Origin of the sequence: Mesorhizobium silamurunense (genome assembly GCF_014843905.1) — a bacterium.
Lineage (GTDB): Bacteria > Pseudomonadota > Alphaproteobacteria > Rhizobiales > Rhizobiaceae > Mesorhizobium > Mesorhizobium silamurunense.
The window spans coordinates 1-26,742 of the sequence record NZ_LPVS01000096.1 but is presented as its reverse complement, the minus strand read 5'-3'; the positions used below and the strand labels follow the sequence as shown (position 1 = coordinate 26,742).

The following is a 26,742-nucleotide window of genomic DNA, read 5'->3' as shown; positions in this document are numbered from 1 at the left end:
GGCTCGCCGCCCGCGCTGCCGCGCGCCGCATGGCGGAGCTGCTCGGCGAGGAGCCCGGCGGCACCGTCGGCTACGCCATGCGCATGGAGAACCGTACTTCGGCGCGGACAAAAATCCTCGTCGTCACGGAAGGCGTGTTGTCCCGCATGATCCTCGACGATCCGGAGCTGCCCGGCGTCTCGACGGTGATCTTCGACGAATTCCACGAGCGCTCGCTCGACGGCGATTTCGGCCTCGCCCTGGCGCTCGACGTGCAGGGCGCGCTGCGGCCGGAGCTGCGCCTGCTGGTCATGTCGGCGACGCTCGACGGCGCGCGCGTCGCCAGGCTGCTTTCCGGAGCGCCGGTCATCGAAAGCGAGGGCCGCGCCTTCCCGGTCGACATCCGCTACGACGAGCGTCCGGCCGGCGTGGCCGTCGAGGACGCGATGGCCAAGGCGGTCCGTTCCGCTCTCGCCGCCGAGCAGGGCAGCGTGCTCGCCTTCCTGCCCGGACAGCGTGAGATCGAGCGCACGGCCGAGCGGCTTCAGGGCAATGTCGCCGCCGATACCGATGTCGTTCCGCTCTACGGCCTATTGGACAACAGGACGCAGGACGCGGCAATCAGGCCGGCGCCGCCCGGCCGCCGCAAGGTGGTGCTGGCGACGTCGATCGCCGAGACCTCGATCACCATCGACGGTGTGCGCGTCGTCATCGATTCCGGCCTGTCGCGGCTGCCGCGCTACGAGCCGGCAAGCGGCCTGACAAGGCTGGAGACGGTGCGCGTCAGCAAGGCTTCCGCCGATCAGCGCGCCGGCCGTGCCGGGCGCACGCAAGCCGGCGTTGCGATGCGGCTGTGGCGCGCCGAGCAGACGGCGGCACTGCCCGCCTTCACGCCGCCGGAAATCCTCGAGGCCGACCTTTCCGGCCTGCTGCTCGACTGCGCCGCCTTTGGCGTTGCCGATCCGACGAGCCTGGCCTTCCTCGATCCGCCGCCGGCGCCGGCCCTCAATGAAGCGCGCGTTCTGCTCAGCGCGTTGCACGCCATCGATGACGCTGGCCGGCTGACCGAGGCGGGCGCGGCGATGCGCAAGCTGGCGCTGCCGGTGCGGCTTGCGCATATGGTGGCGGAAGCGGCAAGGAACGGCCGGGCGCTCGAAGCCGCGACGCTCGCTGTGCTGCTGACGGAGCGCGGGCTTGGCGGCGACAGCGCCGATTTGGAACGGCGGCTGATGCGCTTTCGCACTGAAAAATCCTCGCGCGCCAATGCAGCCCGGCAGCTTGCCGAGCGCCTGGTCTCACCCTCCCCCTCGAGGGGAGGGTCGGCGAGTGCGCTGAGCAACGCTCAGCGCGATCGACGGGGTGGGGTCGCCGGCCGCGTGCCCGAACCGACCCCACCCCGATCCGCTGCGCGGATCGACCCTCCCCACAAGGGGGAGGGTAGCGCCGGCTCCCTCCTCATCCACGCCTGGCCGGACCGTGTCGCGAGGGCGCGCGGCGAGCGCGGCCGCTTCGTGCTCGCCAACGGTTCAGGCGCCATGGTCGATGCCGCCGATCCGCTGGCCGGCGAGACCTGGCTGGTCGTCGCCGACCTGCAAGGCAAGGCGCAAAATGCCCGCATCACCGCTGCTGCTCCCGTCGACGAGGCCGACATCCGCGCGAACCTTGCCGACCGCATCGAGACGAAGCGTGAAGCCAGCTTCGACCGCGAGCGGCGCGCGGTGCGCGTGCGCGAGACCGCGCGGCTTGGCGCCATCACGCTTGCCGAGCGCATGCTGCCGGCGCCCTCGGGCGCCGATGCCGACCTCGCCATCCTCGACGCACTGCGCGAGCACGGCCTGTCACTGCTCGACTGGGGCAAGGAGGCAGAGACGCTGCGCCAGCGACTGGGTTGGCTCAACCGCGGCCTAGGCGCCCCCTGGCCGGATGTCTCGGATCAGGCGCTACTCGAGCGCCTCGACGGCTGGCTGCTGCCTTTCCTTGCGGGCGATGCTTCTTTCGCGGCGATCAAGCCGGGGATGCTTGCGGCTGGGCTGATGTCGCTGGTCCCGCACGACCTGCAGCGCAAGGTCGACGCGCTGGCGCCGACCCATTTCGACGCGCCCTCGGGCAGCCATGTGCCGATCCGCTATGACGGCGAATGGCCAGTGCTTGCGGTCCGCGTGCAGGAGCTGTTCGGCCTCGACCGCCATCCGGCGATCGCGAACGGGACCGTGCCGCTGACGCTGGAGCTGCTGTCGCCGGCGCATCGTCCGATCCAGACGACGCGCGATCTTCCCGGCTTCTGGCGCGGTTCATGGGCCGATGTGCGCACCGACATGCGCGGCCGCTATCCCAAGCATGTCTGGCCGGAAAACCCGCTCCTTGCCGCCGCCACCAGCCGTGCCAAGCCGCGTGGGACCTGAAAGAAGCCATGCTCTATCGTTTCCGCGCTTACGGCTGTAATTCTTGGCGATGATCAACATTCTGCGCCCGCCCGATTCCCAGCAGAGCCAGCGGCTGCGGCTCAACACGCTGATCCGCCTGCGCTGGCTGGCCATCGTCGGCCAGAGCGTCGCGGTGCTGGTCGTGGCCTATGGGCTGAAATTCCCGCTGCCGGTCTCGATGTGCTTCGGGCTCATCGCCTGCTCGGCCTGGATGAACCTCTGGCTCACCTTCCGCTATCCGGCCGCACACCGGCTCACCCCGCTGTCGGCCTTCGTTATCCTGACCATCGACAGCCTGCAGCTCGCCGGCCTGCTCTACATGACCGGCGGTCTGACCAATCCGTTCTCGGTCCTGCTCTCGGTGCCGGTCGTCATCTCCGCCGCGTCGTTGCCGCTGCGCCTCACGGCGGTGCTCGGCGCGCTGGTCATCGTGGCGGCCACGCTGCTTGTGTTCTTCCATCTGCCGCTGCCCTGGTACGAGGACGCGCCGCTGCCGATGCCCTTCATCTATGTAGCCGGCATGTGGATGGCGGTGTTCGCCTCGATCGCCTTCACCGCGATATACGCCTTCCGCGTCGCGGCGGAGGCGCGCCTGCTCGCCAACGCGCTCGCCGCCACCGAGCTGGTGCTGCAGCGCGAGCAGCATCTTTCCGCGCTGGACGGTCTCGCGGCGGCCGCCGCGCATGAGCTCGGCACGCCTTTGGCCACCATAACCGTCGTCGCCAAGGAAATGGAAAAGGCGCTGGGCGAGGATCCGAAATTCAGCGAGGACGTGAAGCTGCTGCGCTCGCAAAGCGAGCGTTGCCGCGAGATCCTGAAGCGGCTGACCAGCCTGTCCTCGGAAGGCGAGGCGCATCTTTCGCGCCTGCCGCTGACCTCGCTGGTCGAGGAAGTGACGGCGCCGCACCGCGACTTCGGCATCTCGATCCGGCTGCGCCCCGGCGAGCGCATCGGCCCGGAGCCGGTCGGGCAGCGCAGCCCAGGCGTCATCTACGGGCTCGGCAATCTGGTCGAGAACGCCGTCGACTTCGCCAAGAACACGGTCACCGTCAGCTGGAACTGGGACAATGAGGAGGTTTCCTTCTCCATTATCGACGACGGACCGGGCTTTCCGCCGGAGATCATCGACCGCATCGGCGAGCCCTATATGTCGACGCGCCAGGGCACCGAGGCCGGCGGCGGCCTCGGGCTCGGGCTTTTCATCGCCAAGACCTTGCTGGAGCGCTCGGGCGCCACGATCGATTTTCGCAATTCGAGCGGGCTCGGCGAGGGCGCGGTGGTGCAGATCACCTGGCCGCGCGGGGTCTTCCTCAATCCCGAGCAGTTGTCCGGAACCATGTTCGACAACGCCTGAGCCTTGCGTTTACCGCATGGCAGCTCTGTTGCCGGCTGAAAAATTGGACATTGCTGTTGCAGAATTGTATCTGCGTAAAAGTAAGGCAGTAGGATGCTGATGAGATGAGCGCAGACGAAACCACTGGCGCAATGGTCGAAGGCGAGGACACCTCGCTGCTGATCGTCGATGACGACAAGCCGTTCCTCACCCGGCTTGCCCGCGCCATGGAAACCAGGGGCTTCGCGGTCGAGACGGCGGAAAGCGTGGAGGAGGCTGTCGCCAAGGCGCGCGCCCATCCGCCGGCCTATGCGGTGGTCGACATGCGGCTGGGCGACGGCAACGGCCTCGATGTGGTCGCCGCCATCCGCGAGAAGCGCGACGATTCCCGCACCATCATCCTGACCGGCTACGGCAACATCGCCACCGCGGTGACGGCGGTGAAGCTCGGCGCCGTCGACTACCTGTCGAAGCCGGCCGACGCCGACGATGTCTTCGCGGCACTTACCCGCACCGCGGGCGAGCGGGCAGCGCCGCCCGAAAACCCGATGTCGGCCGACCGCGTGCGCTGGGAGCACATCCAGCGCGTCTACGAAATGTGCGACCGCAACGTTTCCGAGACCGCGCGCCGGCTCAACATGCACCGCCGCACCTTGCAGCGGATTCTGGCCAAGCGCGCGCCGCGCTGACCTGCTTAAACGTGCGGGCGGTGCCTGGTGCCAATGGCAGTCCGAACTTGAAGACTACCAATTGTCGAAGTCAGCGCTGCCCCTCATCGCCCTGCCCGTCCTCCGCAGCAGCTGCGGAGGGTGGACCGGGCACTTCTCCGACGGGGAGAAGGGGCTGACCGCGACCTCCGCACTCTTCTTGCAACGCTGGCGATTGGCGAAATCACCGATGACGTTGCCTCTCTGCCCGTCACTATACGGGGAGAGGATGCCGGCAGGCAGGTGAGGGGCGGCGCCGGCGTAGGGAAGGGAAGATGGGACGAATTCAAGCGGAGGCGATTGCCCTCCGATGCTTGCCCGGCCGTCCAAGTTTGAGCATCATCGCCAACGGAGTCGGCCGACAGTCGGCATGAAGGAGGCGACATGGACGACCAGCCGCGGCCGAAATCGATCCTTCGCGAATTCCTCGACGGCGAGGCGGCGGGCGGCATCATCCTGATGGCGGCAGCGGCGCTGGCGCTCATCGTCGCCAACTCGCCGCTCGCCGACACTTACTTTGCGGCCCTCCACGCCTATCTCGGGCCGCTCAGCGTCGCGCACTGGATCAATGACGGGCTGATGGCGGTGTTCTTCCTGCTGGTCGGGCTGGAGATCAAGCGCGAGATGCTGGACGGCCAGCTTTCGACCTGGCCGCGCCGCGTGCTGCCGGGCATTGCCGCTGCTGGCGGCATGCTGGTTCCGGCGCTGGTCTATGTCTTGATCAACCGGAACAATCAGGCCGCGCTGTCCGGATGGGCGATCCCGACCGCCACCGACATCGCGTTTGCGCTGGGCGTGCTCTCGCTGCTCGGCAGACGGGTACCGGCCTCGCTGAAGGTGTTCCTCACCGCTTTGGCCATCATCGATGATCTTGGCGCCGTCATCATCATCGCGCTGTTCTACACCGGCGGCCTGTCGCTCGCCTATCTGGCGGCGGCCTTCGCGGCCATCGCCGTGCTGGTCGTGCTCAACCGCATGCGGGTGATGAACCTGTTGCCCTATCTCGTGATCGGCGCGGTGCTTTGGGTGCTGGTGCTGAAGTCGGGCGTGCACGCCACGCTCGCCGGCGTGGCGCTGGCGCTCACCATTCCGCTCGAGCGTTCACCCGGCATCGGCCACGATCTCGAGCAGTCGCCGCTGCACCGACTGGAACACGGCCTGCACAAGCTCGTGCCGTTCATCGTCATCCCGATCTTCGGCTTCGCCAATGCCGGCGTCTCGCTCGGCGGCTTGAGCCTCGCCGGGCTGGTCGAGCCGCTGACGCTCGGCGTCGCAGCCGGCCTGGTGCTTGGCAAGCTGGTCGGCGTCTTCGGCTCCTCGGTCATCGCCATCCGGCTAGGCCTCGCCGATCTGCCGGTCAATGCCGGTTGGCTGCATATGCTCGGCATCTCGCTGCTCTGCGGCATCGGCTTCACGATGAGCCTGTTCATCGGCCTGCTCGCCTTCGCCGGCGATCCAGCGCTTCAGGACGCGGTGAAGGTCGGCATCCTCGCGGGCTCGCTGGTCGCGGCGCTGCTCGGCGCTGCCGTGCTGCTCATGGCGCCGGCGGCTGGCGGGGTGGAGGAAGACCTGGGCTAATCCCTCGAGGCGCGAGGCTCCGGCGGCAGGCCGAAGGCCGCAAACAAAGCGGGGCCGAGCGGCGGGACATAGATCGTCAGCGAGGCGATTTTGCCGTCGACGGGTTCAATGACATGCAGCGAATGGGGCCGCCACGCGAAATCCTGGCGGCCGAGCGCGTAGACGCCCACGGCGGGCTGGGTGTTGGCCCTGATGGCCACCGCGCGATAGCCGGCAAAATTGCCCCAGACGCTTCCCAGGAAAGCGCCGATTGCCGGGCGCCCGCGGTACCATTCGCGCCATGGCGGCATGTGGTAGATGGCGTCCTCGCGCAGCAGGTCGACGAGCCCGTCCAGATTGTCGGCCTGCCAGGCCCGCATATAGCGTTCGAGCAGCAACCCTTCGTCCGGGCTGGGCTGGGATCGCTGCGCCGGGAGCCCCTGGGAGTGGTGTCCGCCCAGCGTCGCGCGGGCCCGCTGCAAGGCGCTATTGATCGAGGCGGTCGATCCACCCAGCAATTGCGCGGTCTCGATGGCGGACCATCCGAGCACATCGCAAAGCAAGAGGGCGGCGCGCTGCCTCGGCGGCAACAGCTGGATCGCCGCCACGAAGGCGAGCCGCACGGCGTCGCGGGTCTCGTAACGCGCCTCCGGCCCCGGCCTGTCGTCGGCAATGTCAGGCAGTTCCGCGTCCGGATACGGCTCCAGCCAGGCGAGTTCGGCGGCCGGCCCGCCGGTCGCTCCTCCTTCGGTAGGCGGCCGCTCGGGTTGCTCGAGAATGCGCCGCGCCGACGACCGCGCCTTGATCGCATTGAGGCAGCTGTTGGTGGCGATGCTGTAGAGCCAGCCGCGCGCCGAGCCCCGTCCGTCGAATTGCGACCGCGCGCGCCAGGCCTTGAGGAACGTCTCCTGGACGAGATCGTCCGCCTCGTTGAGCGAGCCCATCATCCGGTAGCAATGGAGCTTAAGCTCGCGGCGGTGGGCGACCGTCAGGCGCTCGAAGGCCAGCCGGTCGAGGCCCGGCTGGCCTGGCCGGCCCAAAGGTTCGATAGGGCCGGGAGCGTCAGTCATGTTGGGCCCGGGGCGCTGATTTCGGCCGGCATCCTGCGCGCCTCATGCCGCCGCCGCAAGACCGCTGCCGCTCACGGTGAAGGAACTGCCTTGCGGCTTCCCGGTTGCGAGCTGGACCACCGCCCGTCCGACATCGGCCGGCGTCTGCATGTCGCTCATGCTGGCCAGGAAGTCGGCCGGACGGATGCCCATATAGGCCGCAATGCCGTCGATGCCGTGATCGCCGACCCCGGTGCCCGGCATGATGCGGGCCGGCGAAAGCGCCATGAAGCGCAGGCCGAGGCCCAGCCGGTCCGATTCCTTCTGGCAATGTCCGGCCAGGAATATCTGCATGCGTTTGGCGCCGGAATAGCCGCCGGAATTCGGCGGTCCTCCGCTGATGGCGGCGCCGCTGGCGATCAGCAGCACCCGGCTGCCTGCTTTGAGCCGACCCTGTAGGGCTTCCCGGCAGAACAGGAACGACGCCTTGACGTCCATTTCCCAGTTCGCCGAGAACACCTCCCAGCTCTGCTCCTGTATCGGCGCGGAAGGGGCGAGCGCGCCCGCGCAGACCACCAGCACGTCCGGCGCAAGCGCATCGAAAACCGCTTGCGGCGCGGTCTCCGCCGTCGCGTCCATGCTAAGGGTCCTCAAGCCCGGGCGTTCCCAGGCGAGCTGCTTCAGGTCGGCGGCGCCGCGGGCGACGGCAAGCACGGTCGCCCCCTCGCCAAGCGCTGCTTCCACGATCGAGCGACCGACACCACGGCTGCCTCCGACGACGACGACGTTCTGATTTTGCAACGATTTCATGCATCACCTCTTTTCCAGGCGGCCGATCAGCCGGACGCGCCTGTTGGTGAAGACAATCTCGATCAGTGGAAATCATCGGCGCGGAACGAAAAATTCTCGCCGGCCTTGCGCATGGGGGTGGCTTGAGCCCGGCCCGATGCCGGCGGCAACACACCGGCCTCACGCGTTGCGACGAGTATCTACTCGCTCTCGCCATCCAGTGCCGCCACCGCCACGCCGGCAAGCTCCGCCGCCAGCAGCCGCGCCGCGCCGGCGCGGGCGATTCTCAGCATCAGCGCCTTGCGCGTCGCGGCCGCCATCCGGTGCTCCGGCGCCTCGCGCAGGATCTCGGCGCCATAGCCGTCGGAGAGGATGAAGCCGCATTCCTCGGGAAAGATCTCCTGCGGCACGCCGGGATGCGTGGCGAAGAAGAAGCGGTCCGAATGCAGGCGGTAGTCCGGCCATTTGCGGTCGACCCGAAAATCCTCGATCGAGGATTTGATCTCGATGATCCAGATGTCGCCATGCCGGGTCAGCGCGACGAGATCGGCGCGCCGGCCGGTGGCCAAGGACAACTCCGGCAGCACGTGCGCGCCCATCTCGGTGAGCAGCCGCTGCACGCCGCGCCGCACCAGCATGGCGCGCTCGGATTGGCGGCCGTCGATCAGCGGGTTGAGGGGAATCGGGGAAACGAGTGGCATGGCCGGCACCATGCCAGATTTTGTTCACGGTTTGAACCCCGTCGTCCCCGGCGATTGTATGTTTGACAAACCCTACCCGAGTTCCCCTTCCAAGATGAGCAGAACACGGTTCGACGCCTGCAGCGCAAGCCGCTTGGCTTCGTCATAGGCCGGGTCGGCATAGCAAGCCTTGGCGATCTCCAACGTCGGGAATTCGACGACGATTACCCGGCGGGCATCGCGCGCCTCCATCAGCAAGGGCGGGTTTTTCATGGAACTGAGGCGCGCTTGATACTTCTCGCCTATGGGTTTCCACAACCGTCCATATTCAGCTTGCGCTTGCTGATCCGAGATCTCGGTGCCAATGATGAGCCAATATCCCTTCATGGTGTGGTGCTCCTTGCCGTTAAGTGTTGCTGGCTCGTGAGCTAAGATAGGGATCTGACAATTGTCTAGGTCCGGTACGATGCCATTCAGGCCACGCCCGCCATATCATCCAGGATCGGACAGTCCGGCCGCTCGTCGCCGTGGCAGGCGTGGATCAGCTTCTGCAGCGTCGCGCGCATCGACTGCAATTCGCGCACCTTCTCCTCGATCGCCCTGACATGGGCGCTGGCGATTTCGCGCACGTCGTGGCTGGCGCGGTCGCGGTCCTGGTAGAGCGCCATCAGCTGCCTGCAATCATCGATTGAAAAGCCGAGATTGCGCGCGCGGCGCAGGAAAGCCAGCCGGTGCACGTCGTCGCGCGAGTAGTCGCGGTAGCCGTTATCGGCCCGAGCTGGCCGGATCAGGCCGATCTCCTCATAGTAGCGGATGGTCTTGGCCGGCAGGCCGGAACGTTCGGCGGCATCACCGACATTCATGGCGCTCTCCTTCATCTCTGGCGGCTATTCCAGTCGCCCCATTGATTTTGCTTCACAATCCTGCGAGCCCTGTTGCCGAAATGCCGCAGTTCGGCACTTACCGGCAGGGAAGGTCTTGCATATAGGCAGTGCGCGCTTGGCAAGCAAAAGAAATGCCAGCATGAATGATGGCGAGAAAGCGGCCGACTCGTGCCGCTGATATTGAGGCGGGGCGTCAGACCTATTCATGCGCTGGAAGTCACTTGCAATCCTCGCCGCTCTTGCGCTCTCGACCGCGGTCAGCGGGTGCAGCACCATCGGCGGGCAATTGTTCACCAACAACTATGGCGCGATGACCGATGCCGGCTATCAGCTGCCGCGCATCCCGATCGAGAAGGTTCCCGCCCGCTTCCACCGGCAGGAAGTGCGGTACGACTCCCCGGAGAAGCCGGGCACCATCATCATCGACACGCAGAACAAGTTCCTCTACTTCATCGAGGGCGACGGCATGGCGATGCGCTACGGCATCGGCGTCGGTCGCGAGGGGTTCGAGTGGCACGGCACCGCCCATATCGCGCTGAAGCGCGAATGGCCGACCTGGACGCCGCCGGCGCCGATGATCAAGCGCCAGCCCGAGCTCGCCAAATTCGCCGGCGGCATGGAGCCAGGCCTGAAGAACCCGCTCGGCGCGCGCGCCATGTATCTCTTCAACAAGGGCGGCGACATGGGCTATCGCCTGCATGGCAGCCCGGAATGGTTCTCGATCGGCAAGGCGATGTCGTCGGGCTGCATCCGCCTGATGAACCAGGACATTATCGATCTCTACGACCGCACCTCGGTCGGCGCCAAGGTCATCGTGATGTGATCACGATGGCCGCGGCCAAAAGCTTTCGTGCGCGGACCGTCTAGGCAACAACAAGACGTCCACAGACAGAAAACCGGGCTGTTGGGGCCCGGTTTTTTGTTTTTGTGTTTTTGTTTGCTTGTGGCGCCGCCGCCGGAAGATCAGGCGACCTGCTCGACGTGCTGAACCTCCGGTACGAAATGGCGAAGCAGGTTCTGGATGCCGTGCTTCAGCGTCGCCGTCGAAGACGGGCAGCCGGCGCAGGCGCCCTTCATGTGCAGGAACACGGTGCCGTTCTCGAAGCCGCGGAAGGTGATGTCGCCGCCGTCCTGCGCGACCGCCGGGCGCACCCTGGTGTCGAGCAGCTCCTTGATGGTCAGCACCAACTCCTCGTCGGCCTTGTCGTAGAACTCGCCGGTCTGACTGGTCTCGGTGGCGGGGCCGGCCGACACCATGACCGGCGCGCCGGACATGAAGTGCTCCATGATGGCACCGAGGATCGCCGGCTTCAGGTGCTGCCAGTCGGGACCGTCCTTGGTCACGGTGATGAAGTCGTAGCCGAAGAAGACTCCGGTGACGCCGGGGATCTCGAACAGCCGGCCGGCCAGCGGCGAGGCCTGGGCGGCCGCATCGGCGTCGCGGAAATCGGCGGTGCCTTCGCGCAACACTTCCTTGCCGGGCAGGAACTTCAACGTCGCCGGGTTCGGCGTCGATTCGGTCTGGATGAACATGAGGGTATCTCCAGGCCCTTCCCGGGCCGATAGTTTGGAATAGTTCTAAATAGGCTCTATTGGCTGGACATTCAAGCGAAACGCGTCGCCCGTATGGCTGGCTGGCGGAATGTTTTTGCCCGGTCGGAGCGCTTCGGCCAAGCCAGGCCTTATCCTCCGACTTCCACGCTGAGTTGTCCATTCGTCCTCTGAATGTTCACCTCGGCTCCGTCGGCCGTCCGCCTGAATTCGAGATCGGCACTTGCCTCCCCGACCCGCAGTCCGCGAAGCTCGATGCGGTTGACGAAATCGGGAAGCCGCGGCCGCACGATCCGAAGCTTGCCTGCGGAGGCATCAGGTTCCAGGCCGAGGCAGGTGGTCACCATGAATGGCACCGCGCCCGCCACCCAGGCCTGCGGGTGACAGGCCACGGGATAGTGCACTGGCACCTGAAAATCCTTGCGCGGGAAGCCTGCCATCGCCTCGGGCAGCCTATGATGCCGGAAGTGCATGGCCGCCTCGGCGATGGCGGTGAAGATCCGCAGCGCCGCGTCGTCCTCGCCATACCGTCGGCAGCCGGCCGCCAGCAGCGCGTTGTCGTGCGGCCAGACGGTTCCGAGGTGGTATCCCACGGGGTTGTAGCGCCGCTCCACGGTCGAAAGCGTGCGCACGCCCCAACCGTTGAACATGTCGTCCTGCATCAGCCGCCGCACCGTTCGGCGGCCCTTGCCATGGTCCGCGATGCCGGTCCATAACGCATGCCCCGGGTTCGAAGAAACCACCGCGACCTGGCGGCCTCGCGCTTCGAGCGCCAGCGCAAAGGCGCCCAGGTCCTCGCACCAGAAGTCGTGGTTGAACCGTGTTCGAAGCCGTTCGGCCTCGCCGCAAAGCTCTTTGGCGCGATCGCGCTCGCCAATGCGTTCGTAAAGGTCGGCGACGGCATGTTTGGCGGCAAAGACATAGCCTTGCGCCTCGACAAGCGCGATCGGCGGCTTGGCGATGCTGCCGTCGGTCCTGACGATCGCATCGGCCGAATCCTTCCATCCCTGGTTGACGAGGCCGCTCTCCGATACGGTCCGATATTTGAAATAGCCTTCGCCATGATTGTCTCCGGCCTTGGCGATCCAGCCCAAAGCCCGTTCCACCGGCTCCTGCAGTTCGCGGAAGAGTCCCACGTCGCCTGTCCACGCAACATAGCGGCCGAGAAGCAGCAGGAAGAGCGGAGTCGCGTCCACCGTGCAGTAGAACCTGGCATGCGGAACATTGCCTGCGCGAGCGAGCTCGCCGACGCGCAGCTCATGCAGGATCTTGCCCGGCTGCTCCTCTCGCCATCGATCCGTTCGACGTCCCTGATAGCTGGCAAGAAGGCGCAGCGTCTGGGCGGCGATCTCCGGCTGAAAGGCGAGCATCTCATGTGCGACGACCAGACTGTCTCGCCCGAAAAGGGCAACGAACCACGGCACGCCGGCCGCGAAATACTCCCTGTTGCCTAAATCCGATCTGAGCACCGCGAGGTCGCGCAGCGAGCGGTCCATGATGCTGTTGAGCAGCAGGCTGTCGCTGTCGAATTTCGTATGTCGCTCCAGCCATTCTTCGGTGTCCGCCTGAACCTTCCCGGCAAAACCGTCGAGAGCAAACGTCGGGAGTTGGCTCAACTGCTCGGCTTCTGGCCCTTCGGGCAGTTCCTTCAGTTCTATGGTGATTGCGATGGTGCGCTTTTCGCCCGACGGTACATCGAACCGGAACTCGGCCGTCGTCTTGTGCATGGCATCGGGTGCCGGCGAGAAGACGATTGTTGCCGTTCTGCGAACGTGATCGGCGCCGTGATAGGCAAAATGCAGCCTGCCCTCCCGCCAGACGGGCCGCTCGGACCTGCCGAGATATTTCGGCACCAGCCCGCGCACATTGAAAATGTCCTCGAAACCGGCGCCGAAATGCAGGGCTAGCGGAAAGCCATGCGACTCGTTGCCGAAATTCTGGATGGTCAGAACCTCCCGCACGCATGTTCGCCCCGCATCGAGAATGCGCTCCCAGCGGATGCCGAGCTCGTCCTTGGGGATCAGTCGCGCTCCATCGCAATGGAGGTCGGGATTGGCCAATTCGAAAAGCGCGGCGTAACCCTTTTGCGCGGTCGAAGCCAGCACGATCGGGGGCAAGCCGCCCAATGTCATCTCGTAGCCGCCGAGGAAGCGGCAGTCGTGGAAATAAAGCCCGAAGCCGTGCTCGCCTTTCAGGGGAATCTGCGCGTCGGAAGCGACGACATAATAGAGATCGAGATTCTTCACGGTAACCGCGCTGGCAATGCTGTCCACCATGGCCGGATGGCCCTTGGCGAGCACGCGGCGCTTGCGCTCCTGCTGCGCATGAGGCGTCTGCCGGGCTCTTTCCTGGGATCGCGCTGCCTGCGAGCGGGGCTGCACCGATGGTCCGGTCGCCTCGCTTTGACGTGTCGACTTTTTGCTTCGGCTTGCCCCGCGCTTCAGTTTGGCCATCGGCCCTCCATTGGAATATCGCCTGCCTGACGATTCCAAAATGGCGCGCTGCAAAGCCAGGCCAAGGGGCCGCAATATGGATGCGGCCGCACCAATATGTGTTCTGGGAAATGAGTGCTTGCCTCGGAACCGCAGCCGGTCAGGCCAGGCTCTCGATTTCCTCGTCGGAGAGGTTCTGCGGCACCACGGTGACCGGGATGGGGAAGGCGGCGCCTCGGCCGGCCACGGCGCTCACCAGCGGCCCCGGGCCTTCCTTGCCGGCGCCGGCCGCCAGCACTAGGATGGCGATGTCCTGGTCTTCCTCGATCAGCTTGTGGATCTCTTCGGTCGGCTTGCCCTCGCGCACCACCAGCTCCGGCTCGATGCCGACCTTCTGGCGCACCTTGTTGGCGTAGCTGTCGAGCGCCGCGCGTGCGGTCGCGTTCGCCTCCTCGCGCATGATCTTCTCGACCCCCAGCCAGTGCTGGAAATCGTCGGGCTCGATCACATAGAGCAGCACCAGCACGCCGCTGGTGCTTTGCGCCCGCTTCGAGGCATAGGCGACGGCGCGCTCGCATTCCGGCGTGTCGTCGATGATCGCCAGGAACTTGCGGCGATGGCCGGCTTCACGGCTGAGGCGTTTGGAGACCATGTCTATCTGCCCGGTATCAATTCGGCCGCAATCTGCCACCGCCACTGACCGGCGGCAAGCCGCCGGCGGCATGGTGACGGAAGTTAGCAAGCAGGATCGATCAATCCTGCAGCAGGCCGATGATGTCGCGCACCGTCTTCATCGTGCCTTCGGCGATCGCGCGGGCGCGCTCGCCGCCATCCTTCAGCACGGCGTCGACATAGGCGCGGTCGCCCTCGATGCGGCGCATTTCTGAAGCGATCGGCGCGAGCTTTTCGACCGCAAGGTCGGCGAGCGCCGGCTTGAACACGGAAAACTGCTGCCCGCCATATTCCTTCAGCACGTCGGCCTTCGAGATTTCGGCGAGCCCGGCATAGATGCCGACCAGGTTTTCGGCTTCAGGCCGGCTTTCCAGCCCGTCGACCTCGCTCGGCAGGGCCTCCGGATCGGTCTTGGCCTTGCGGATCTTCTTCGAGATGGTGTCGGCATCGTCCGTCAGGTTGATGCGCGACAGGTCCGACGGGTCGGACTTCGACATCTTCTTCGAGCCGTCACGCAGGCTCATGATGCGCGCCGCCGGACCGCCGATCACCGGCTCGGTGATCGGGAAATAGCCGTTCACCGTCTCCTCGCCGACCTGCATCTCGACGCCGACGCCGAGCGCCGCAATGCGCTCGGAGAAGTCGTTGTTGAATTTTTGCGCGATGTCGCGGGTCAGCTCCAGATGCTGCTTCTGGTCCTCGCCCACCGGCACATGGGTGGCGCGGTAGAGCAGGATGTCGGCGGCCATCAGGCTCGGATAGGCGAGCAGGCCGAGCGAGGCGTTCTCGCGGTCCTTGCCGGCTTTGTCCTTGAACTGCGTCATGCGGTACATCCAGCCGATGCGCGCCACGCAGTTGAAGATCCAGGCGAGCTCGGCGTGCTGCATGACCCGTGACTGGTTGAAGACGATGTGCTTCTTGGGGTCGATGCCGGAGGCGAGAAACGCGGCGGTGATCGAGCGCGTCTGATCGCCGAGATCCTGATGCACGAGCTGCGCCGTCAGCGAATGCAGGTCGACGACACAATAGATGCAGTCGGACTGTTCCTGGAGAGCGACGAATTTCTTGATGGCGCCGAGATAATTGCCGAGATGCAGATTGCCGGTCGGCTGGACGCCCGAAAAGACGAGTGGCTTGAAGGCGGACATGAATTCCCCATGGCTTGTGGAGGGCCGTAAAAGCGTGATTCCAAAAAGTTGCAGACTTTTTGGAGCCAATCACGCGGCTGGAAACCGCGCGCGGCGAAAGTCTTGCGACGGCGCGCTTATGGACGAAGCCGAAAAACGCGGCAAGAGATTATCAGCGGGCCGGACGAAACTTGGCGAGCATCTGCGTTCCCTTTGCAACAATGCTTCGCCACCCGAGCGGCGTCACCTCGATGTCGGCCACGCCGATACCGTTGCGTCCCGCGGGTCTCTGCAATCTGGTGAGGTGAAGCTCCAGGATCGTGTGATCGTCCTTTCGCAGCGCCGTTTCAAACGTCGCTTGCGCGTTCCAAAGATCGCCCTCCTGGCGCGCCTCGGAAATGCTTGTCACAACCGGTTCGTCATTTGCAGACAATTTGAGCCCGGTCAACGCCTCGCGGTGAAGGTGCCAGATGTCCATGCGAGTCCGCGCCTTGCCGGCATATTTGAACGGCACAAGCAGCTTTGGGCGCGGATTGCAGCCGACCCAGATTGTCCAGCCGCCGCCCGTTTGGAGCGGAAACCAGTCGAGCGCCTTTGCCGAGTTGTCCTGCTTGATGACCTCGCGCTGTCTGAGGGTGCGCAGATCCGGGCGGACGATACCCTTGTTCGTCGCGATCTGGGTCGCGAGTTGACCCTTCTCAAAGCGCTCATAGTCCGGGTGGACAACGACCATGTAAGCGTTGGCTGCCTTTGCCTTGGCCACTTCGGTGGCGAGATAGCCGTCGAATCCTGGCCTGGCCATTCGTCGGGCCATTCGTTCCTGCTCGTCAGAGCTTTGGCTCATATAACTTAGATGGCGGTGACCGGCCGCGAATTTCTGCACTGTGATCCGCTGCGTCGAGACAAAATGCATGCCTGACTTTGCCGCCCGCAGCATGAAATCCGCGTCGACGGGCGCATTGATCTCTTTGGGGTAACGCCATTTGCCTATTCGATCGACAACGTCGCGTCGGTGACCAAAACTCGAAGGCGGAAAGAAGTGCTTAAAAGCGGCGTCCGGTTCGCTGAAGATGCCAGTCACCCACCGATAATTGCTTGCCCTGGGGCCATGAAAGATCGCGCCGCTTACGACAAAGTCCGGTCGCGGATCCCGTCCGAAAAGATCGGCGAGTGCCTCGAGATGGTCCGGAGCCCAGAGATCGTCATGACCGAGATAGGCAACGTATTGCCCGCGCGACATCTCGATGCCCGCATTGTTGGGGAAGGCTTGGCTGCCGCCGCGCTCGGAAAGGTTCGACCAGCGGATTTGAGGAGACGCAAGCGCCCGTACCACGTCCGCGGTCTCGTCCGTGCAGCAATCGCCTACAACCAGCAGCTCGAAGTCCTGGCAGGTTTGGCGCAACACCGATTGTATCGACGGAAGAATGTGCCTGCCGCGATTGTAGGTGGCCATGATGACCGAAAACATCGCCACCTTATTCGAATCTGTACGGGATGCCCGGGTGATCGAAGCGAATCCGCGACTTGTCCGGATTTTTAGGGTCGTAGAAGTTCGTCGGCATGTTTACGAATGTCGCGGTACTCTTGCCACGGTTGTGAACCCCATGAACGACATATGGCGGAATTGTCAGCAGGACCTTGTTTGCTGCGCCAACGTCGAGAATGTCCAATTTTTGGTATGTGGGGCTATCCTCGCGTAGATCGTAGAGTACGACCCTGATGTCGCCGTTTGTATAGGCGAGTCGGTCGGACTGCCGCCTGTGATAGACCCATGCCCTGATCGATCCCGGCTCGGCCGATACCAGATAGACATGCGGCGGCGGAGTGATGGGCTCCAGCAGGGCCGATATCAGAACCGTAAGATCGCCGCGCTTGTCGGCACGAGTGATCAACCGTTGAATCCGGACGCCGGCTATAAGATCGCCGTTGGAAATGTCCTCCAGCAAGGGAGTGTCGTCGTGCCACGGTTTGTCATCATCGAAATCGTCAAGCGACAGCGTTTGCATTCAACTGGTCTCCAACAGGCTCGCTGACGGAGGTAATACACGACCTGGCGTCAACGGCTCAACAGTTGGCGCAGAGTTTCGGGTCAGCTCCCCGAAGTGCCTAACCGTTATGGCTTCGCCCGATATTCCTCCGGATCATGCCGAAATCGGCGCCGCCCGTACCGAAGGCGGTGATGAAGTAGAGCGCGGCACCCCCGCCGACGAGCGCGAGCAGCGTCGTCGCCTTGACCACCAGCGGCGAGCCCGGCCCGAGCTTTGCGGCCAGATAATGCTCGGCGAAGTAAAGCGCCACGGCCATCACAACAGCCGAAAGCACCAGCCGCGGAATGCGTTTCAAGAGCGGCACGTCGCGGCCCCAATGGCCGCGCCGGATCAGCATGCCGAGCAGCATCAGCGCATTGACCCAGCCTGCGACGGCCGATGCGACCGCGATGCCCGGCGCGCCCATCGACGGGAACAAGGTCAGCGCGGTGGCGACGTTCACGCCGACCGAGATGGCGGCGAAGATCATCGGCGTGCGCGTATCCTCGCGCGCGAAATAGCCGGGCGTGAAGGCCTTGATCAGCACGAAGGCGGGCAGGCCGAGGCCGAAGATCGCCAGGATCGAGGCGACGATTGGCGTCGAGTGGTTGGCGGCGAAGGCGCCGCGCTCGTAGACCAGCCGCACGATCGGTTCCGACATTACCCAGAGCGCCGCCGCCGCCGGCAGGGTCATGAACAGCGTGAACTCGACCGAGCGGTTCTGCAGGTTGGCGGCCTCGATCAGATTGCCCGATTTCAGCGCCCGCGACAGTTCCGGCAACAGCACGATCGCCACCGCCACGCCGACGACGCCCAGCGGCAGCTGGTATATGCGGTCCGCATAAGCCAGCGACGACACGGCGCTGTTCTGCCCCGAGGCGATCGCCGTGCCGATCAACTGGTTGATCTGGGTGATGCCGCCGGTGATCGCAGCAGGCAGCGCGAGGATCAGCAGCCGTTTGACGTTCGGCGTCATCTTCGGCCGGCGGAAGCCGATCGAGATGCCGGCATGGCGCACCGCCACCCAGACGATGGCGAGCTGCACGATGCCCGCCGCCAGCACGCCCCAGGAGAGGCCGAAGCCGACATCATACGCGTCGAGCTCGTGATACCAGGCATAGGCGAGCACGCCGATAAGGATGATGTTGAGGAAGGCGGGCGCGATCGCCGCCGCGAAATAGCGGCGCAGCGAGTTCAGCATGCCCGCCATCATGGCGCCGAGCGACATGCAGATGAGATACGGGAACATGATCGTCGCCAGCCGGACGGTCGTCTCGAACTTGCCCGGAATGTCGGCGAAGCCCGGCGCCACCAGGTAGCGCACGATCAGCGGCATCGCCAGTTCCATGGCGATGGTCAGCGCGAGCAGCGCCGAGAACAGCACACCGAACACTTCCTCCGAAAAGCGCTTGGCGCCGTCGGTGCCATGCGTCTCGATCTCCTTGGCGAAAAGCGGCACGAAGGCGGCGTTGAAGGCGCCTTCGGCAAACAGCCTGCGGAAGGTGTTGGGGAACTGGAAGGCGGCGTTGAAAGCGTCGGCGACCGGCCCGGTGCCGAGGGCCGCCGCCATCAGCATCTCGCGGCCGAAACCCAGCGCGCGGCTCATCAGCGTGCCGGAAGCGACAGTGGCGAATTTCTTGACAAGGCTCATGCGGTGGATGACTGCCTGCGGAATTGCGTCAAATGGATGTCACTCGGCCGCCGCCTTGGCCTTGCCGTTGCGTTCGGGCGCGTTGCCTTCGAGCGTGTCGATCAGCCGCTTGTGGATCGTGGCCGTGCGCGTCGGGCTGTCGATCTTCTGGCCGGTGAGGTCGGTGACATAGAATGTGTCGATGACCTTCTCGCCGAAAGTGGTGATGTGGGCCGAGGCGATATCGAGCGAAAGGTCCGACAGCGCACCGGTGACCTCGGAGAGCAGGCCGGGCCGGTCCAGCCCCTCGATCTCGATCACCGAAAAACGGTTCGACAGCGTGTTGCGGATCTCGGCGCGCGGCGGAATGCGGAAGGCCTTGGCGCCGCGCTTCGGCTTGGTGCGCTTCTCGATCATCTCCGGCAGCCAGCTCTTGCCTGACAGCACGTCCTCGATCAGCTTGCCGACGCGCTCGGCACGCCGCCGCTCGTCCTCGTCGCGGTCGAATTCCCGGCTGATCAAAATGGTATCCAGCGCGCGCCCATCGGAGGTGGTGAAGATCTGCGCGTCGACGATGTTGCCGCCGGCCGCGGCACAGGCGCCGGCGATCACCGACAGCAGGCGCGGATGGTCCTGCGCCAGCACCGTGATTTCGGTTACCGCTTCGAACTCATGCGTCTTCACCATGGTGGCGAGCTTCTTGCCGGCTGCGTCCGCCTCGCGGACGAATTCGGCATGCCGCAACTGGTCGGGCAGGTCGACGGCCAGCAGATAGTTCTCGTAGTGCTGGGCGACATAACGCTTGCGCTCCTTCGCCGGCCAGGCGGAGAGCGCCTCGGCCAGCTGCTCGCGCGCTGCCGCGGTGCGCTCGGCGCGCGACACCTCGGAGAAGCCGCCGGTCAAAAGCAACTCGGTCTCGAAATAGAGCGTGCGCAGCAGCTGCCCTTTCCAGCCATTCCAGACGCCCGGTCCGACGCCCCTGATGTCGCAGACGGTCAGGATCAGGAGCAGCTTCAGCCGCTCGACCGATTGCACGATCGAAGCAAAGTCCTCGATCGTCTTGCGGTCATTGAGGTCGCGCGTCTGCGCCGTCATCGACATGACGAGATGGTTCTCGACGAGCCAGGCAACCGTCTCGGTATCGGCGGCCGACAGTCCCATATGCGGGCAGATGCGCCGCGCGATCCTGGCGCCGGCTTCCGAATGGTCTTCCGGCCGGCCCTTGGCGATGTCGTGCAGCAGCACCGCGACATACAGCGCCTCGCGGCTCTTCTTCAGCCCCGGCATCAGCGAGTGCGACAGCGGATGCACCTTGGCGCCGTCGCCGCGCTCGATCTCGGCCAGCACGCCGATGCAGCGGATGAGATGCTCGTCCACCGTATAGTGGTGGTACATCGAGAATTGCATCATGGCGACGATCTTGCCGAAGTCCGGGATCAGCCTGCCGAGCAGTCCCGCCTCGTTCATGCGCCTGAGATTGAGCTCGGCATTGCGGTCCGAGGTCAGGATGTCGAGGAACAGCCGGTTGGCCTCCTCGTCGCGCCTCAGCGCCTTGTTGACCAGGCCGAGCGAGCGGGTGAGCAGCTTCAGCGCGTCGGGGTGGAATTCCAGCCCATGCTTGTCGGCGAACCAGAACAGGCGGAGCAGGTTGACCGGATCGCGCTCGAACACGCTGTCGTCGGCAATGTTGATGCGGTGATTGTCGACAATGAAATCGCTTGTGCCGGCAAGCTTGCGCTTGCGCCGCGAGAAGGTGAGGAAGATGCGGTTGAAGCCGGGCACATGCTTGGCCTGCTCTTCCTCGAGCGCGGCGCAGAAGATGCCTGGCCTGCTCTTCCTCGAGCGCGGCGCAGAAGATGCGGGTGAGATCGCCGACGTCCTTGGCGACCAGGAAGTAGTGCTTCATGAAGCGTTCGACCGCCGACAGGCCGGGATGCGTCGTGTAGCCCAGCCGCTCCGCGATCTCGCGCTGGATGTCGAAATGCAGCCGCTCCTCCGCCTTGCCGGTGAGGAAGTGCATGTGGCAGCGCACCGCCCACAGGAAATCCTCGGCCTTCTGGAATTCGCGATATTCGGCCTCGGTGAAGACGCCTTTCTCGACCAGTTCCTCGCCGGTGCGCACGCGATAGAAATATTTGCCGATCCAGAACAATGTCTGCAGGTCGCGCAGGCCGCCCTTGCCGTCCTTGACGTTGGGCTCGACCAGATAGCGGCTCTCGCCCGCCTTGGCATGGCGCTCGTCGCGTTCGGCGAGCTTGGCCTGGACATATTCGGGTCCGGTGGTGCGCACCACCTCGTGGTCGAAGCGGGTCAGCAATTCGTCAAAGAGCTTGCGTTCGCCCCACAGGAAGCGCGCTTCCAGGATCGAGGTGCGGATGGTGATGTCGGTGCGCGACAGCCTCAGGCATTCCTCGATGTTGCGGGTGGCGTGGCCGACCTTGAGCCCCATGTCCCACAGCATGTAGAGCATGTATTCGACGATCTGCTCACCCCACGGCGTCTGCTTGTAGGGAAGCAGGAACAAGAGGTCGATGTCGGAGCCGGGCGCCAGCGTGCCGCGCCCATAGCCGCCGACCGCGACGACCGCCATGCGCTCAGCGGCCGAGCGGTTCTTGACCCGGTAGACATGGGTCGCGGCGAAATCGTAGAGCGCCCGGATCAGCTCATCCATAAGATGCGACAGCCGTTCGGCGCAGGCATTGCCGCCGCCATCCTCCTTCAGCATCGCTTCGGCGATCTTTCGCCCCTCGCCAAGCCTGCCCTTGAGCAGCTGGAGGACGGCCGTGCGCGTGGTCTTGCCGGAGCCGTCGCCGGCGCTCGCCGCCGTCAGCGCCGTCATGTCGCCGCGCAAGGCTTCGCCATCGATGATTTCGTCGAGTTTCAGGGAGATCTTGGCCATTCGGCGGCGTCTATAGCGTGTTTTCGCGGCGCTGTGTATGGGGGCGAGCGGCTGCGCTTGCCATCGTGTGAGGGAGGACGATTTGCGGCCGCCCCAGCCAAATTCCCAAAAATCGAAACCGGCCCTTGACCTTCCAGCTACTGGAAGGACTACCTCCGCCTCAATTTCGAGAATCCCGAGGCATTTGCTCATGAGCCATTCCGACCACAACCACCATCACGCGCACGGCGCATCCTGCTGTTCGGCGAAGAATGCCGCGCCTGCGGCCGAAGCGGTGATTCGCGATCCGGTTTGCGGCATGACGGTCGATCCGGCCGCCGGCAAGCCGACGGCCGAGCATGGCGGACGCACCTTTCATTTCTGCAGCGAACGCTGCCGCACGAAGTTCCGGGCCGAGCCGGAGGAATATCTGACGGCCACCGATCCCGTCTGCGGCATGACTGTCGACCGCGCGAGCGCCAAGCATTTCATCCGCCACGAAGGGCAGGGCTTCTATTTCTGTTCAGCCGGATGCAAGGGCAAGTTCGAAGATGAGCCGGCAAAATACCTTGCCGACCGGCCAGAGCCGCAGCCGATGCCGAAGGGCACCCAATACACCTGTCCGATGCATCCCGAGATCATCCGGGACAAGCCCGGCTCCTGCCCGATCTGCGGCATGGCGCTGGAGCCGATGGGCGTGCCGTCCGGCGACGAGGGCCCGAACCCGGAGCTCGTCGATTTCACCCGCCGCTTCTGGGTCAGCGCCGTGCTCTCGCTGCCGCTTCTCGTCATCGCCATGGCGCCGATACTGGGCGTCAGCTTCGAAAGCTTCATCGACGGCCGCGCGAAAACCTGGTTGGAGCTGGCGCTGGCGAGCCCGGTGGTGCTGTGGGCGGCGTTTCCGTTCTTCCATCGAGGCTGGGAATCGATCCTGAACCGCAGCCCGAATATGTGGACGCTGATTTCGCTCGGCGTCGGCGCCGCCTACCTGTTCAGCCTTGTGGCGACGCTGTTCCCGGATGTCTTCCCGCATCAGTTTCGCGGCCATGACGGCAGCGTGCCGGTCTATTTCGAGGCGGCGGCCGTCATCGTCGCGCTGGTGTTCCTCGGTCAGGTGCTGGAACTCAGAGCCCGCGAACGCACCGGCTCGGCCATCCGCGCTTTGCTCGACCTTGCGCCGAAGACGGCGCGCCTGATCGGCGCCGACGGGTCCGAGAAGGACGTGCCGCTCGACAGCGTCAAGACCGCGGACAAGCTCCGCATCCGCCCCGGCGACGCCGTGCCCGTCGACGGGATCGTGCTGGAGGGCCGCTCGGCGATCGACGAATCGATGATCACCGGCGAACCGCTCCCGGTCGAGAAGTCGGAAGGCGATCCTCTCACCGGCGGCACGCTGAACAAGAACGGTTCGCTGATCATGCGCGCCGAAAAGGTCGGCGCCGAAACCACGCTTTCGCGCATCGTCGAGATGGTCGCCAAGGCGCAGCGCTCGCGCGCCCCGATTCAAGGGCTGGCCGACCGCGTCTCCTTCTATTTCGTCCCGGCAGTGGTGCTGGTGGCGATCATCGCCTTCATTGCCTGGTCGCTCTTCGGCCCCGAGCCCAGCCTGGCCTTCGCCATCGTCTCTGCTGTTTCGGTATTGATCATCGCCTGCCCCTGTGCGCTCGGCCTTGCCACGCCGATGTCGATCATGACCGCGACCGGGCGCGGCGCGCATGCCGGCGTGCTGATCAAGGAAGCGGCGGCGCTGGAGCGCTTCGCCTCGGTCGACACGCTGATCGTCGACAAGACGGGCACCTTGACCGAGGGTAGGCCGCGGCTGACCGACGTCGCCGCCGCCGAGGGCATCGATGGGAATGAACTGCTGGCGCTCGCCGCCGCTCTTGAAAAAGGCTCGGAGCATCCGCTTGCCGAAGCTATCGTCGAGGGTGCCGCCGAACGCGGCGTCAAGCTTGCCGATGCCGAAGACTTCGAGGCAGTCACCGGCAAGGGCGTCTCCGGAACGGTGTCCGGCAAGAAGGTCGCGCTCGGCAATGCGGCGATGATGGCCGACCTCGGCATCGATACCGCGCCGGTTTCCGCCAAGGCGGAGACGCTGCAGGCCGAAGGCAAGACGGCGATGTTCGTTGCCGTCGATGGCAAGCTCGCCGGCCTCGTTGCAGTCGCCGACCCGGTCAAGGCAACCACCGCCGAAGCGATCAAGGCGCTGCACGACAAGGGCCTGAGGATCATCATGGCGACCGGCGACAACGAGCGCACGGCAAAAGCGATCGCCGGCAGGCTCGGCATCGACGAGGTGCGCGCCGGCCTGCTGCCGGAGGAGAAGGGCGCGCTGGTCGACGAACTGCGCGCCAAGGGCGCAGGCGTCGCCATGGCCGGCGACGGCGTCAACGATGCGCCGGCGCTTGCCAGCGCCGATGTCGGCATCGCCATGGGCACCGGCGCCGATGTCGCGGTCGAAAGCGCCGGCATCACACTGGTCAAGGGCGACCTCAACGGCATCGTGAGAGCCCGCACGCTGGCCCAGGCGACGATCGGCAACATCCGGCAAAACCTGTTCTTCGCCTTCCTCTACAACGTGCTCGGCGTGCCGGTCGCGGCCGGCGTGCTCTATCCGCTCACCGGCACGCTTCTGTCGCCGATGATTGCCGCGGCGGCAATGAGCCTGTCGTCGGTTTCGGTGATCGGCAACGCGTTGCGGCTCAGAACGTTGAAACTCTGAGCGAAGCTCCCAAATACGACATTCCATTCAACAGGAGATCATGGATGACCTTGGCCAAGAAGATTGTGCTGCTGCTGATGGCGGCGGGAATGCTGCTGGCGGTGTTCCTCGAAAGCGTTCCGGCGCAGTCTGAGGAGATGAAGCACGACATGTCCGGCATGGCGATGGGCGCGGACAGCCCCGCCACCGTTGGCTACAAGGCGGCGATGGACAAGATGCACAAGGACATGATGCTCAACTATACCGGCAATGCCGATGTCGACTTCGTCCGCGGCATGATCCCCCATCACCAGGGCGCGATCGACATGGCCAAGGTGGTGATTGCCAACGGCAAGGATCCGGAAATCCGCAAGCTCGCGGAAGGCGTCGTCAAGGCGCAGGAAGCGGAAATCAAAGAGATGCAGGACTGGCTTGCCAAGCATCCGGTGAAGTGATTGCTCCAAGCCGGGAATCCGGGCGAAGGCGACGACTTCGGTCTGGATTTCCGGCCACGGCTGTGCTGCGATCCGGCTTTATGCGGAGCAGGCCCCATGTCTTCCAAGCCCATGTTTTCTGAAATCAGAACCACCACTCTGCCGTCCGGCGAGGCCGTTCCGGTGCTGGGCCAGGGCACATGGAAGATGGGTGAGGATCGCCAGCGCCGCGCCGATGAGGTCGCCGCGCTGAGGCTTGGACTGGATCTCGGCATCACGCTGATCGATACGGCGGAGATGTATGCCGGCGGCGGGGCCGAGGAGGTGGTGGCGGAAGCCATCGCCGGGCGCCGCGACGAGACTTTTCTGGTTTCCAAGGTGCTGCCGACCAATGCCTCGCGCGCCGGTGTCAAGCGGGCCTGCGAGAACAGCCTGAAGCGGCTCGCCACCGACCGCATCGATCTCTATCTGCTGCACTGGCCGGGCAGCGTGCCTTTGGACGAGACCGTCGAAGCCTTCGAGGCTCTGAAGGCGGCCGGCAAGATCCGCCACTGGGGCGTCAGCAATTTCGACACCGACGAGATGGAGGAACTGGTCGGCCTGCCCTCCGGCGCCAACGTTCAGTCCAACCAGGTCCTCTACAATCTCTCGCGGCGCGGCCCGGAATTCGACCTCGCGCCCTGGAGCCTGGAGCGCGGCATTCCGCTGATGGCTTATTCGCCGGTCGAGCAGGGCGCGCTCGCCCGTAATGCCAGGCTCGACGCCGTGGCCGCCCGCCATAACGCGACGTCTGCGCAGATCGCCCTTGCGTGGGTGATGGCGCAGAAAGGCGTCATCGCCATCCCGAAGGCCAGCCGGCAGGAGCATGTCCGCCAGAACGCTGCCGCGCTCGACATCGCTTTGACGGCGGAAGATTTCGCCGAGCTCGACCGCGCCTTCCCGCCGCCGACGCGCAAGCGCGGGCTGGAGATGATCTAACCGAAACCTCAATCCGGATTTTGCGACCGGACAGAGGGCAAGCGTTGGAACGAATTTCAGACGGGTCTTATCACGCGACCTATAAAATCGGCGACATCAAGGTCACCTCGCTGCGCGACGGTTATGTCGACATGCCGGTCCGGCGACTGCGCCAGCCGGGAGACAAGCCCTTCGGCGACGATTTCCCGTCGCACGTACCGCTCTTCGACGGCGCGCTCAGATTGTCGGTCAATGCCTTTGCCATCGACGACGGCGAAGAAATCACGCTGATCGATACGGGATCCTCGAACGCCTGGCACCCGACGATGGGCTTTCTGCCGCAGGCGCTGAGCGAAGCGCAGATCGCCGTCGATCGGATACGCACAGTTGCCTTCACCCACACGCATCTCGACCATATCCACGGGCTCATCCTTCCGGATGGTCGGGACGGTTTCCCGCAGCTCTCCCGCTTGCTTGTCCCTCGAGCTGAGCTCGACATGTTCCGGTCGGAAATGAGGTTGAGCCGCTTCCGTGATCGAGCACATCCCTTGGACCCGGGACAGCGCCTGAGCGCGAGTATCGAGGCGATCGCCACGCCGGGCCATGAAATCGGCCATACCTGCTTTCGTGTCACGAGCGGCGGCGAAACATTGTTGGTCTGGGGCGACCTTGTGCATGTGCCGTCGCTTCAGTTCGATCGGCCGGAGGTCGCATGGGAGTTCGACGCCGACCAGGAACAGGCGCGGGCAAGCCGGTTGCGAATATTGGCCCTTGCGGCTGACAACGGCTATTGCGTTGCCGGAGCGCATCTCGATTCACCGGGCGTCGGCCGGATTTCCCGAACCGAAACAGGCTTCCGCTTCGAACCCTTGTAGGAACCGAGGCTAGAGTCTTTCACGTTTTGACGGAAGCGTATCCGGCGTTTGCGAAGT

General features: G+C 64.9%; 21 protein-coding genes and 1 pseudogene. 9 read left to right on the top strand and 13 right to left on the bottom strand.

Annotated features, from left to right (window positions below; translation table 11 throughout):
• The 4 genes from hrpB to nhaA all read left to right on the top strand — a co-directional run.
• Nucleotides 1-2,381 (top strand): ATP-dependent helicase HrpB (hrpB, locus tag AU465_RS28905; RefSeq protein WP_192255708.1); only part of this gene is annotated, 2,381 nt, incomplete at its 5' end.
• A 49-nt stretch (nt 2,382-2,430) separates the two neighbouring features.
• Nucleotides 2,431-3,756, top strand: a complete 1,326-nt coding sequence (locus tag AU465_RS28900; protein ID WP_192255712.1) for an ActS/PrrB/RegB family redox-sensitive histidine kinase — start codon at nt 2,431-2,433, stop codon at nt 3,754-3,756.
• A gap of 104 nt (nt 3,757-3,860) precedes the next feature.
• Nucleotides 3,861-4,424: an ActR/PrrA/RegA family redox response regulator transcription factor gene (locus AU465_RS28895; RefSeq protein ID WP_126086203.1), complete on the top strand. Its 564-nt coding sequence runs from the start codon at nt 3,861-3,863 to the stop codon at nt 4,422-4,424.
• 402 nt (nt 4,425-4,826) lie between these two features.
• Entirely contained in the window at nt 4,827-6,020 is a 1,194-nt protein-coding gene (gene nhaA, locus AU465_RS28890; protein ID WP_192255706.1) for a Na+/H+ antiporter NhaA, read from the top strand.
• Here nhaA and AU465_RS28885 read toward each other — a convergent pair.
• From AU465_RS28885 to cueR, 5 genes are all read right to left on the bottom strand, one after another.
• Nucleotides 6,017-7,069: an RNA polymerase subunit sigma-70 gene (locus AU465_RS28885; RefSeq protein WP_192255704.1), complete on the bottom strand. Its 1,053-nt coding sequence runs from the start codon at nt 7,067-7,069 to the stop codon at nt 6,017-6,019. The two genes, nhaA and AU465_RS28885, sit on opposite strands and share 4 nt — an antisense overlap.
• A 42-nt stretch (nt 7,070-7,111) precedes the next feature.
• Entirely contained in the window at nt 7,112-7,858 is a 747-nt protein-coding gene (locus tag AU465_RS28880; RefSeq protein WP_192255702.1) for an SDR family NAD(P)-dependent oxidoreductase, read from the bottom strand.
• 179 nt (nt 7,859-8,037) lie between these two features.
• Nucleotides 8,038-8,538 carry an MmcB family DNA repair protein gene (locus AU465_RS28875; RefSeq protein WP_192255700.1) on the bottom strand — a complete coding sequence of 167 codons (501 nt, stop codon included), beginning with the start codon at nt 8,536-8,538 and terminating at the stop codon, nt 8,038-8,040.
• 72 nt (nt 8,539-8,610) lie between these two features.
• Nucleotides 8,611-8,904, bottom strand: coding sequence for a DUF1330 domain-containing protein (locus tag AU465_RS28870; protein WP_192255698.1), 294 nt, complete (start codon nt 8,902-8,904; stop codon nt 8,611-8,613).
• 86 nt (nt 8,905-8,990) lie between these two features.
• The gene (gene cueR, locus AU465_RS28865) at nt 8,991-9,380 is read right to left on the bottom strand and encodes a Cu(I)-responsive transcriptional regulator (protein ID WP_192255696.1); all 390 of its coding nucleotides are present in this window, start codon (nt 9,378-9,380) and stop codon (nt 8,991-8,993) included.
• Nucleotides 9,381-9,606: 226 nt separating this feature from the next.
• On the opposite strand from cueR, the gene AU465_RS28860 reads away from it, so the two are divergent.
• A complete protein-coding gene (locus AU465_RS28860; protein WP_192255694.1) occupies nt 9,607-10,224 on the top strand; it encodes a L,D-transpeptidase in 618 nt (205 codons plus the stop codon).
• 140 nt (nt 10,225-10,364) lie between these two features.
• Here AU465_RS28860 and AU465_RS28855 read toward each other — a convergent pair whose 3' ends face one another.
• From AU465_RS28855 to AU465_RS28820, 8 genes and pseudogenes are all read right to left on the bottom strand, one after another.
• A complete protein-coding gene (locus AU465_RS28855) occupies nt 10,365-10,934 on the bottom strand; it encodes a NifU family protein (protein WP_192255692.1) in 570 nt (189 codons plus the stop codon).
• 149 nt (nt 10,935-11,083) lie between these two features.
• Entirely contained in the window at nt 11,084-13,405 is a 2,322-nt protein-coding gene (locus AU465_RS28850) for an amylo-alpha-1,6-glucosidase (protein WP_192255690.1), read from the bottom strand.
• Between the two features lie 139 nt (nt 13,406-13,544).
• On the bottom strand, nt 13,545-14,036 hold the full coding sequence (locus tag AU465_RS28845) for a universal stress protein (RefSeq protein WP_126096486.1): 492 nt from the start codon (nt 14,034-14,036) through the stop codon (nt 13,545-13,547).
• A gap of 100 nt (nt 14,037-14,136) precedes the next feature.
• Nucleotides 14,137-15,204: a tryptophan--tRNA ligase gene (trpS, locus tag AU465_RS28840; protein WP_192255688.1), complete on the bottom strand. Its 1,068-nt coding sequence runs from the start codon at nt 15,202-15,204 to the stop codon at nt 14,137-14,139.
• A gap of 151 nt (nt 15,205-15,355) precedes the next feature.
• Nucleotides 15,356-16,651: a glycosyltransferase family 2 protein gene (locus AU465_RS28835; protein ID WP_210325300.1), complete on the bottom strand. Its 1,296-nt coding sequence runs from the start codon at nt 16,649-16,651 to the stop codon at nt 15,356-15,358.
• A gap of 7 nt (nt 16,652-16,658) precedes the next feature.
• Nucleotides 16,659-17,189, bottom strand: a complete 531-nt coding sequence (locus tag AU465_RS28830) for a dTDP-4-dehydrorhamnose 3,5-epimerase family protein (RefSeq protein WP_192255684.1) — start codon at nt 17,187-17,189, stop codon at nt 16,659-16,661.
• Between the two features lie 100 nt (nt 17,190-17,289).
• Complete coding sequence (murJ, locus tag AU465_RS28825; protein WP_192255682.1) at nt 17,290-18,861, bottom strand: murein biosynthesis integral membrane protein MurJ; 1,572 nt, start codon at nt 18,859-18,861, stop codon at nt 17,290-17,292.
• Between the two features lie 39 nt (nt 18,862-18,900).
• Nucleotides 18,901-21,739 (bottom strand): annotated as a pseudogene (locus tag AU465_RS28820) ([protein-PII] uridylyltransferase).
• 190 nt (nt 21,740-21,929) lie between these two features.
• On the opposite strand from AU465_RS28820, the gene AU465_RS28815 reads away from it, so the two are divergent.
• From AU465_RS28815 to AU465_RS28800, 4 genes are all read left to right on the top strand, one after another.
• Complete coding sequence (locus tag AU465_RS28815) at nt 21,930-24,440, top strand: heavy metal translocating P-type ATPase (protein WP_192255680.1); 2,511 nt, start codon at nt 21,930-21,932, stop codon at nt 24,438-24,440.
• A gap of 44 nt (nt 24,441-24,484) precedes the next feature.
• Entirely contained in the window at nt 24,485-24,874 is a 390-nt protein-coding gene (copM, locus tag AU465_RS28810) for a CopM family metallochaperone (protein ID WP_192255678.1), read from the top strand.
• 111 nt (nt 24,875-24,985) lie between these two features.
• Nucleotides 24,986-25,831: an aldo/keto reductase gene (locus AU465_RS28805; protein ID WP_192255710.1), complete on the top strand. Its 846-nt coding sequence runs from the start codon at nt 24,986-24,988 to the stop codon at nt 25,829-25,831.
• Between the two features lie 44 nt (nt 25,832-25,875).
• Entirely contained in the window at nt 25,876-26,685 is an 810-nt protein-coding gene (locus AU465_RS28800) for an MBL fold metallo-hydrolase (protein ID WP_192255676.1), read from the top strand.
• Nucleotides 26,686-26,742: the final 57 nt, after the last annotated feature.

Coding starts and splice junctions, on each gene's coding strand:
- copM (WP_192255678.1), top strand. CDS start 24,485: ATGACCTTGGCCAAGAAGATTGTGCTGCTGCTGATGGCGGCGGGAATG.
- AU465_RS28845 (WP_126096486.1), bottom strand. CDS start 14,036: ATGGTCTCCAAACGCCTCAGCCGTGAAGCCGGCCATCGCCGCAAGTTC.
- AU465_RS28895 (WP_126086203.1), top strand. CDS start 3,861: ATGAGCGCAGACGAAACCACTGGCGCAATGGTCGAAGGCGAGGACACC.
- AU465_RS28900 (WP_192255712.1), top strand. CDS start 2,431: ATGATCAACATTCTGCGCCCGCCCGATTCCCAGCAGAGCCAGCGGCTG.
- AU465_RS28815 (WP_192255680.1), top strand. CDS start 21,930: ATGAGCCATTCCGACCACAACCACCATCACGCGCACGGCGCATCCTGC.
- AU465_RS28835 (WP_210325300.1), bottom strand. CDS start 16,651: ATGTTTTCGGTCATCATGGCCACCTACAATCGCGGCAGGCACATTCTT.
- AU465_RS28830 (WP_192255684.1), bottom strand. CDS start 17,189: ATGCAAACGCTGTCGCTTGACGATTTCGATGATGACAAACCGTGGCAC.
- AU465_RS28860 (WP_192255694.1), top strand. CDS start 9,607: ATGCGCTGGAAGTCACTTGCAATCCTCGCCGCTCTTGCGCTCTCGACC.
- trpS (WP_192255688.1), bottom strand. CDS start 15,204: ATGTCCGCCTTCAAGCCACTCGTCTTTTCGGGCGTCCAGCCGACCGGC.
- AU465_RS28870 (WP_192255698.1), bottom strand. CDS start 8,904: ATGAAGGGATATTGGCTCATCATTGGCACCGAGATCTCGGATCAGCAA.
- AU465_RS28875 (WP_192255700.1), bottom strand. CDS start 8,538: ATGCCACTCGTTTCCCCGATTCCCCTCAACCCGCTGATCGACGGCCGC.
- murJ (WP_192255682.1), bottom strand. CDS start 18,861: ATGAGCCTTGTCAAGAAATTCGCCACTGTCGCTTCCGGCACGCTGATG.
- AU465_RS28850 (WP_192255690.1), bottom strand. CDS start 13,405: ATGGCCAAACTGAAGCGCGGGGCAAGCCGAAGCAAAAAGTCGACACGT.
- AU465_RS28805 (WP_192255710.1), top strand. CDS start 24,986: ATGTTTTCTGAAATCAGAACCACCACTCTGCCGTCCGGCGAGGCCGTT.
- nhaA (WP_192255706.1), top strand. CDS start 4,827: ATGGACGACCAGCCGCGGCCGAAATCGATCCTTCGCGAATTCCTCGAC.
- AU465_RS28885 (WP_192255704.1), bottom strand. CDS start 7,069: ATGACTGACGCTCCCGGCCCTATCGAACCTTTGGGCCGGCCAGGCCAG.
- AU465_RS28880 (WP_192255702.1), bottom strand. CDS start 7,858: ATGAAATCGTTGCAAAATCAGAACGTCGTCGTCGTCGGAGGCAGCCGT.
- cueR (WP_192255696.1), bottom strand. CDS start 9,380: ATGAATGTCGGTGATGCCGCCGAACGTTCCGGCCTGCCGGCCAAGACC.
- AU465_RS28855 (WP_192255692.1), bottom strand. CDS start 10,934: ATGTTCATCCAGACCGAATCGACGCCGAACCCGGCGACGTTGAAGTTC.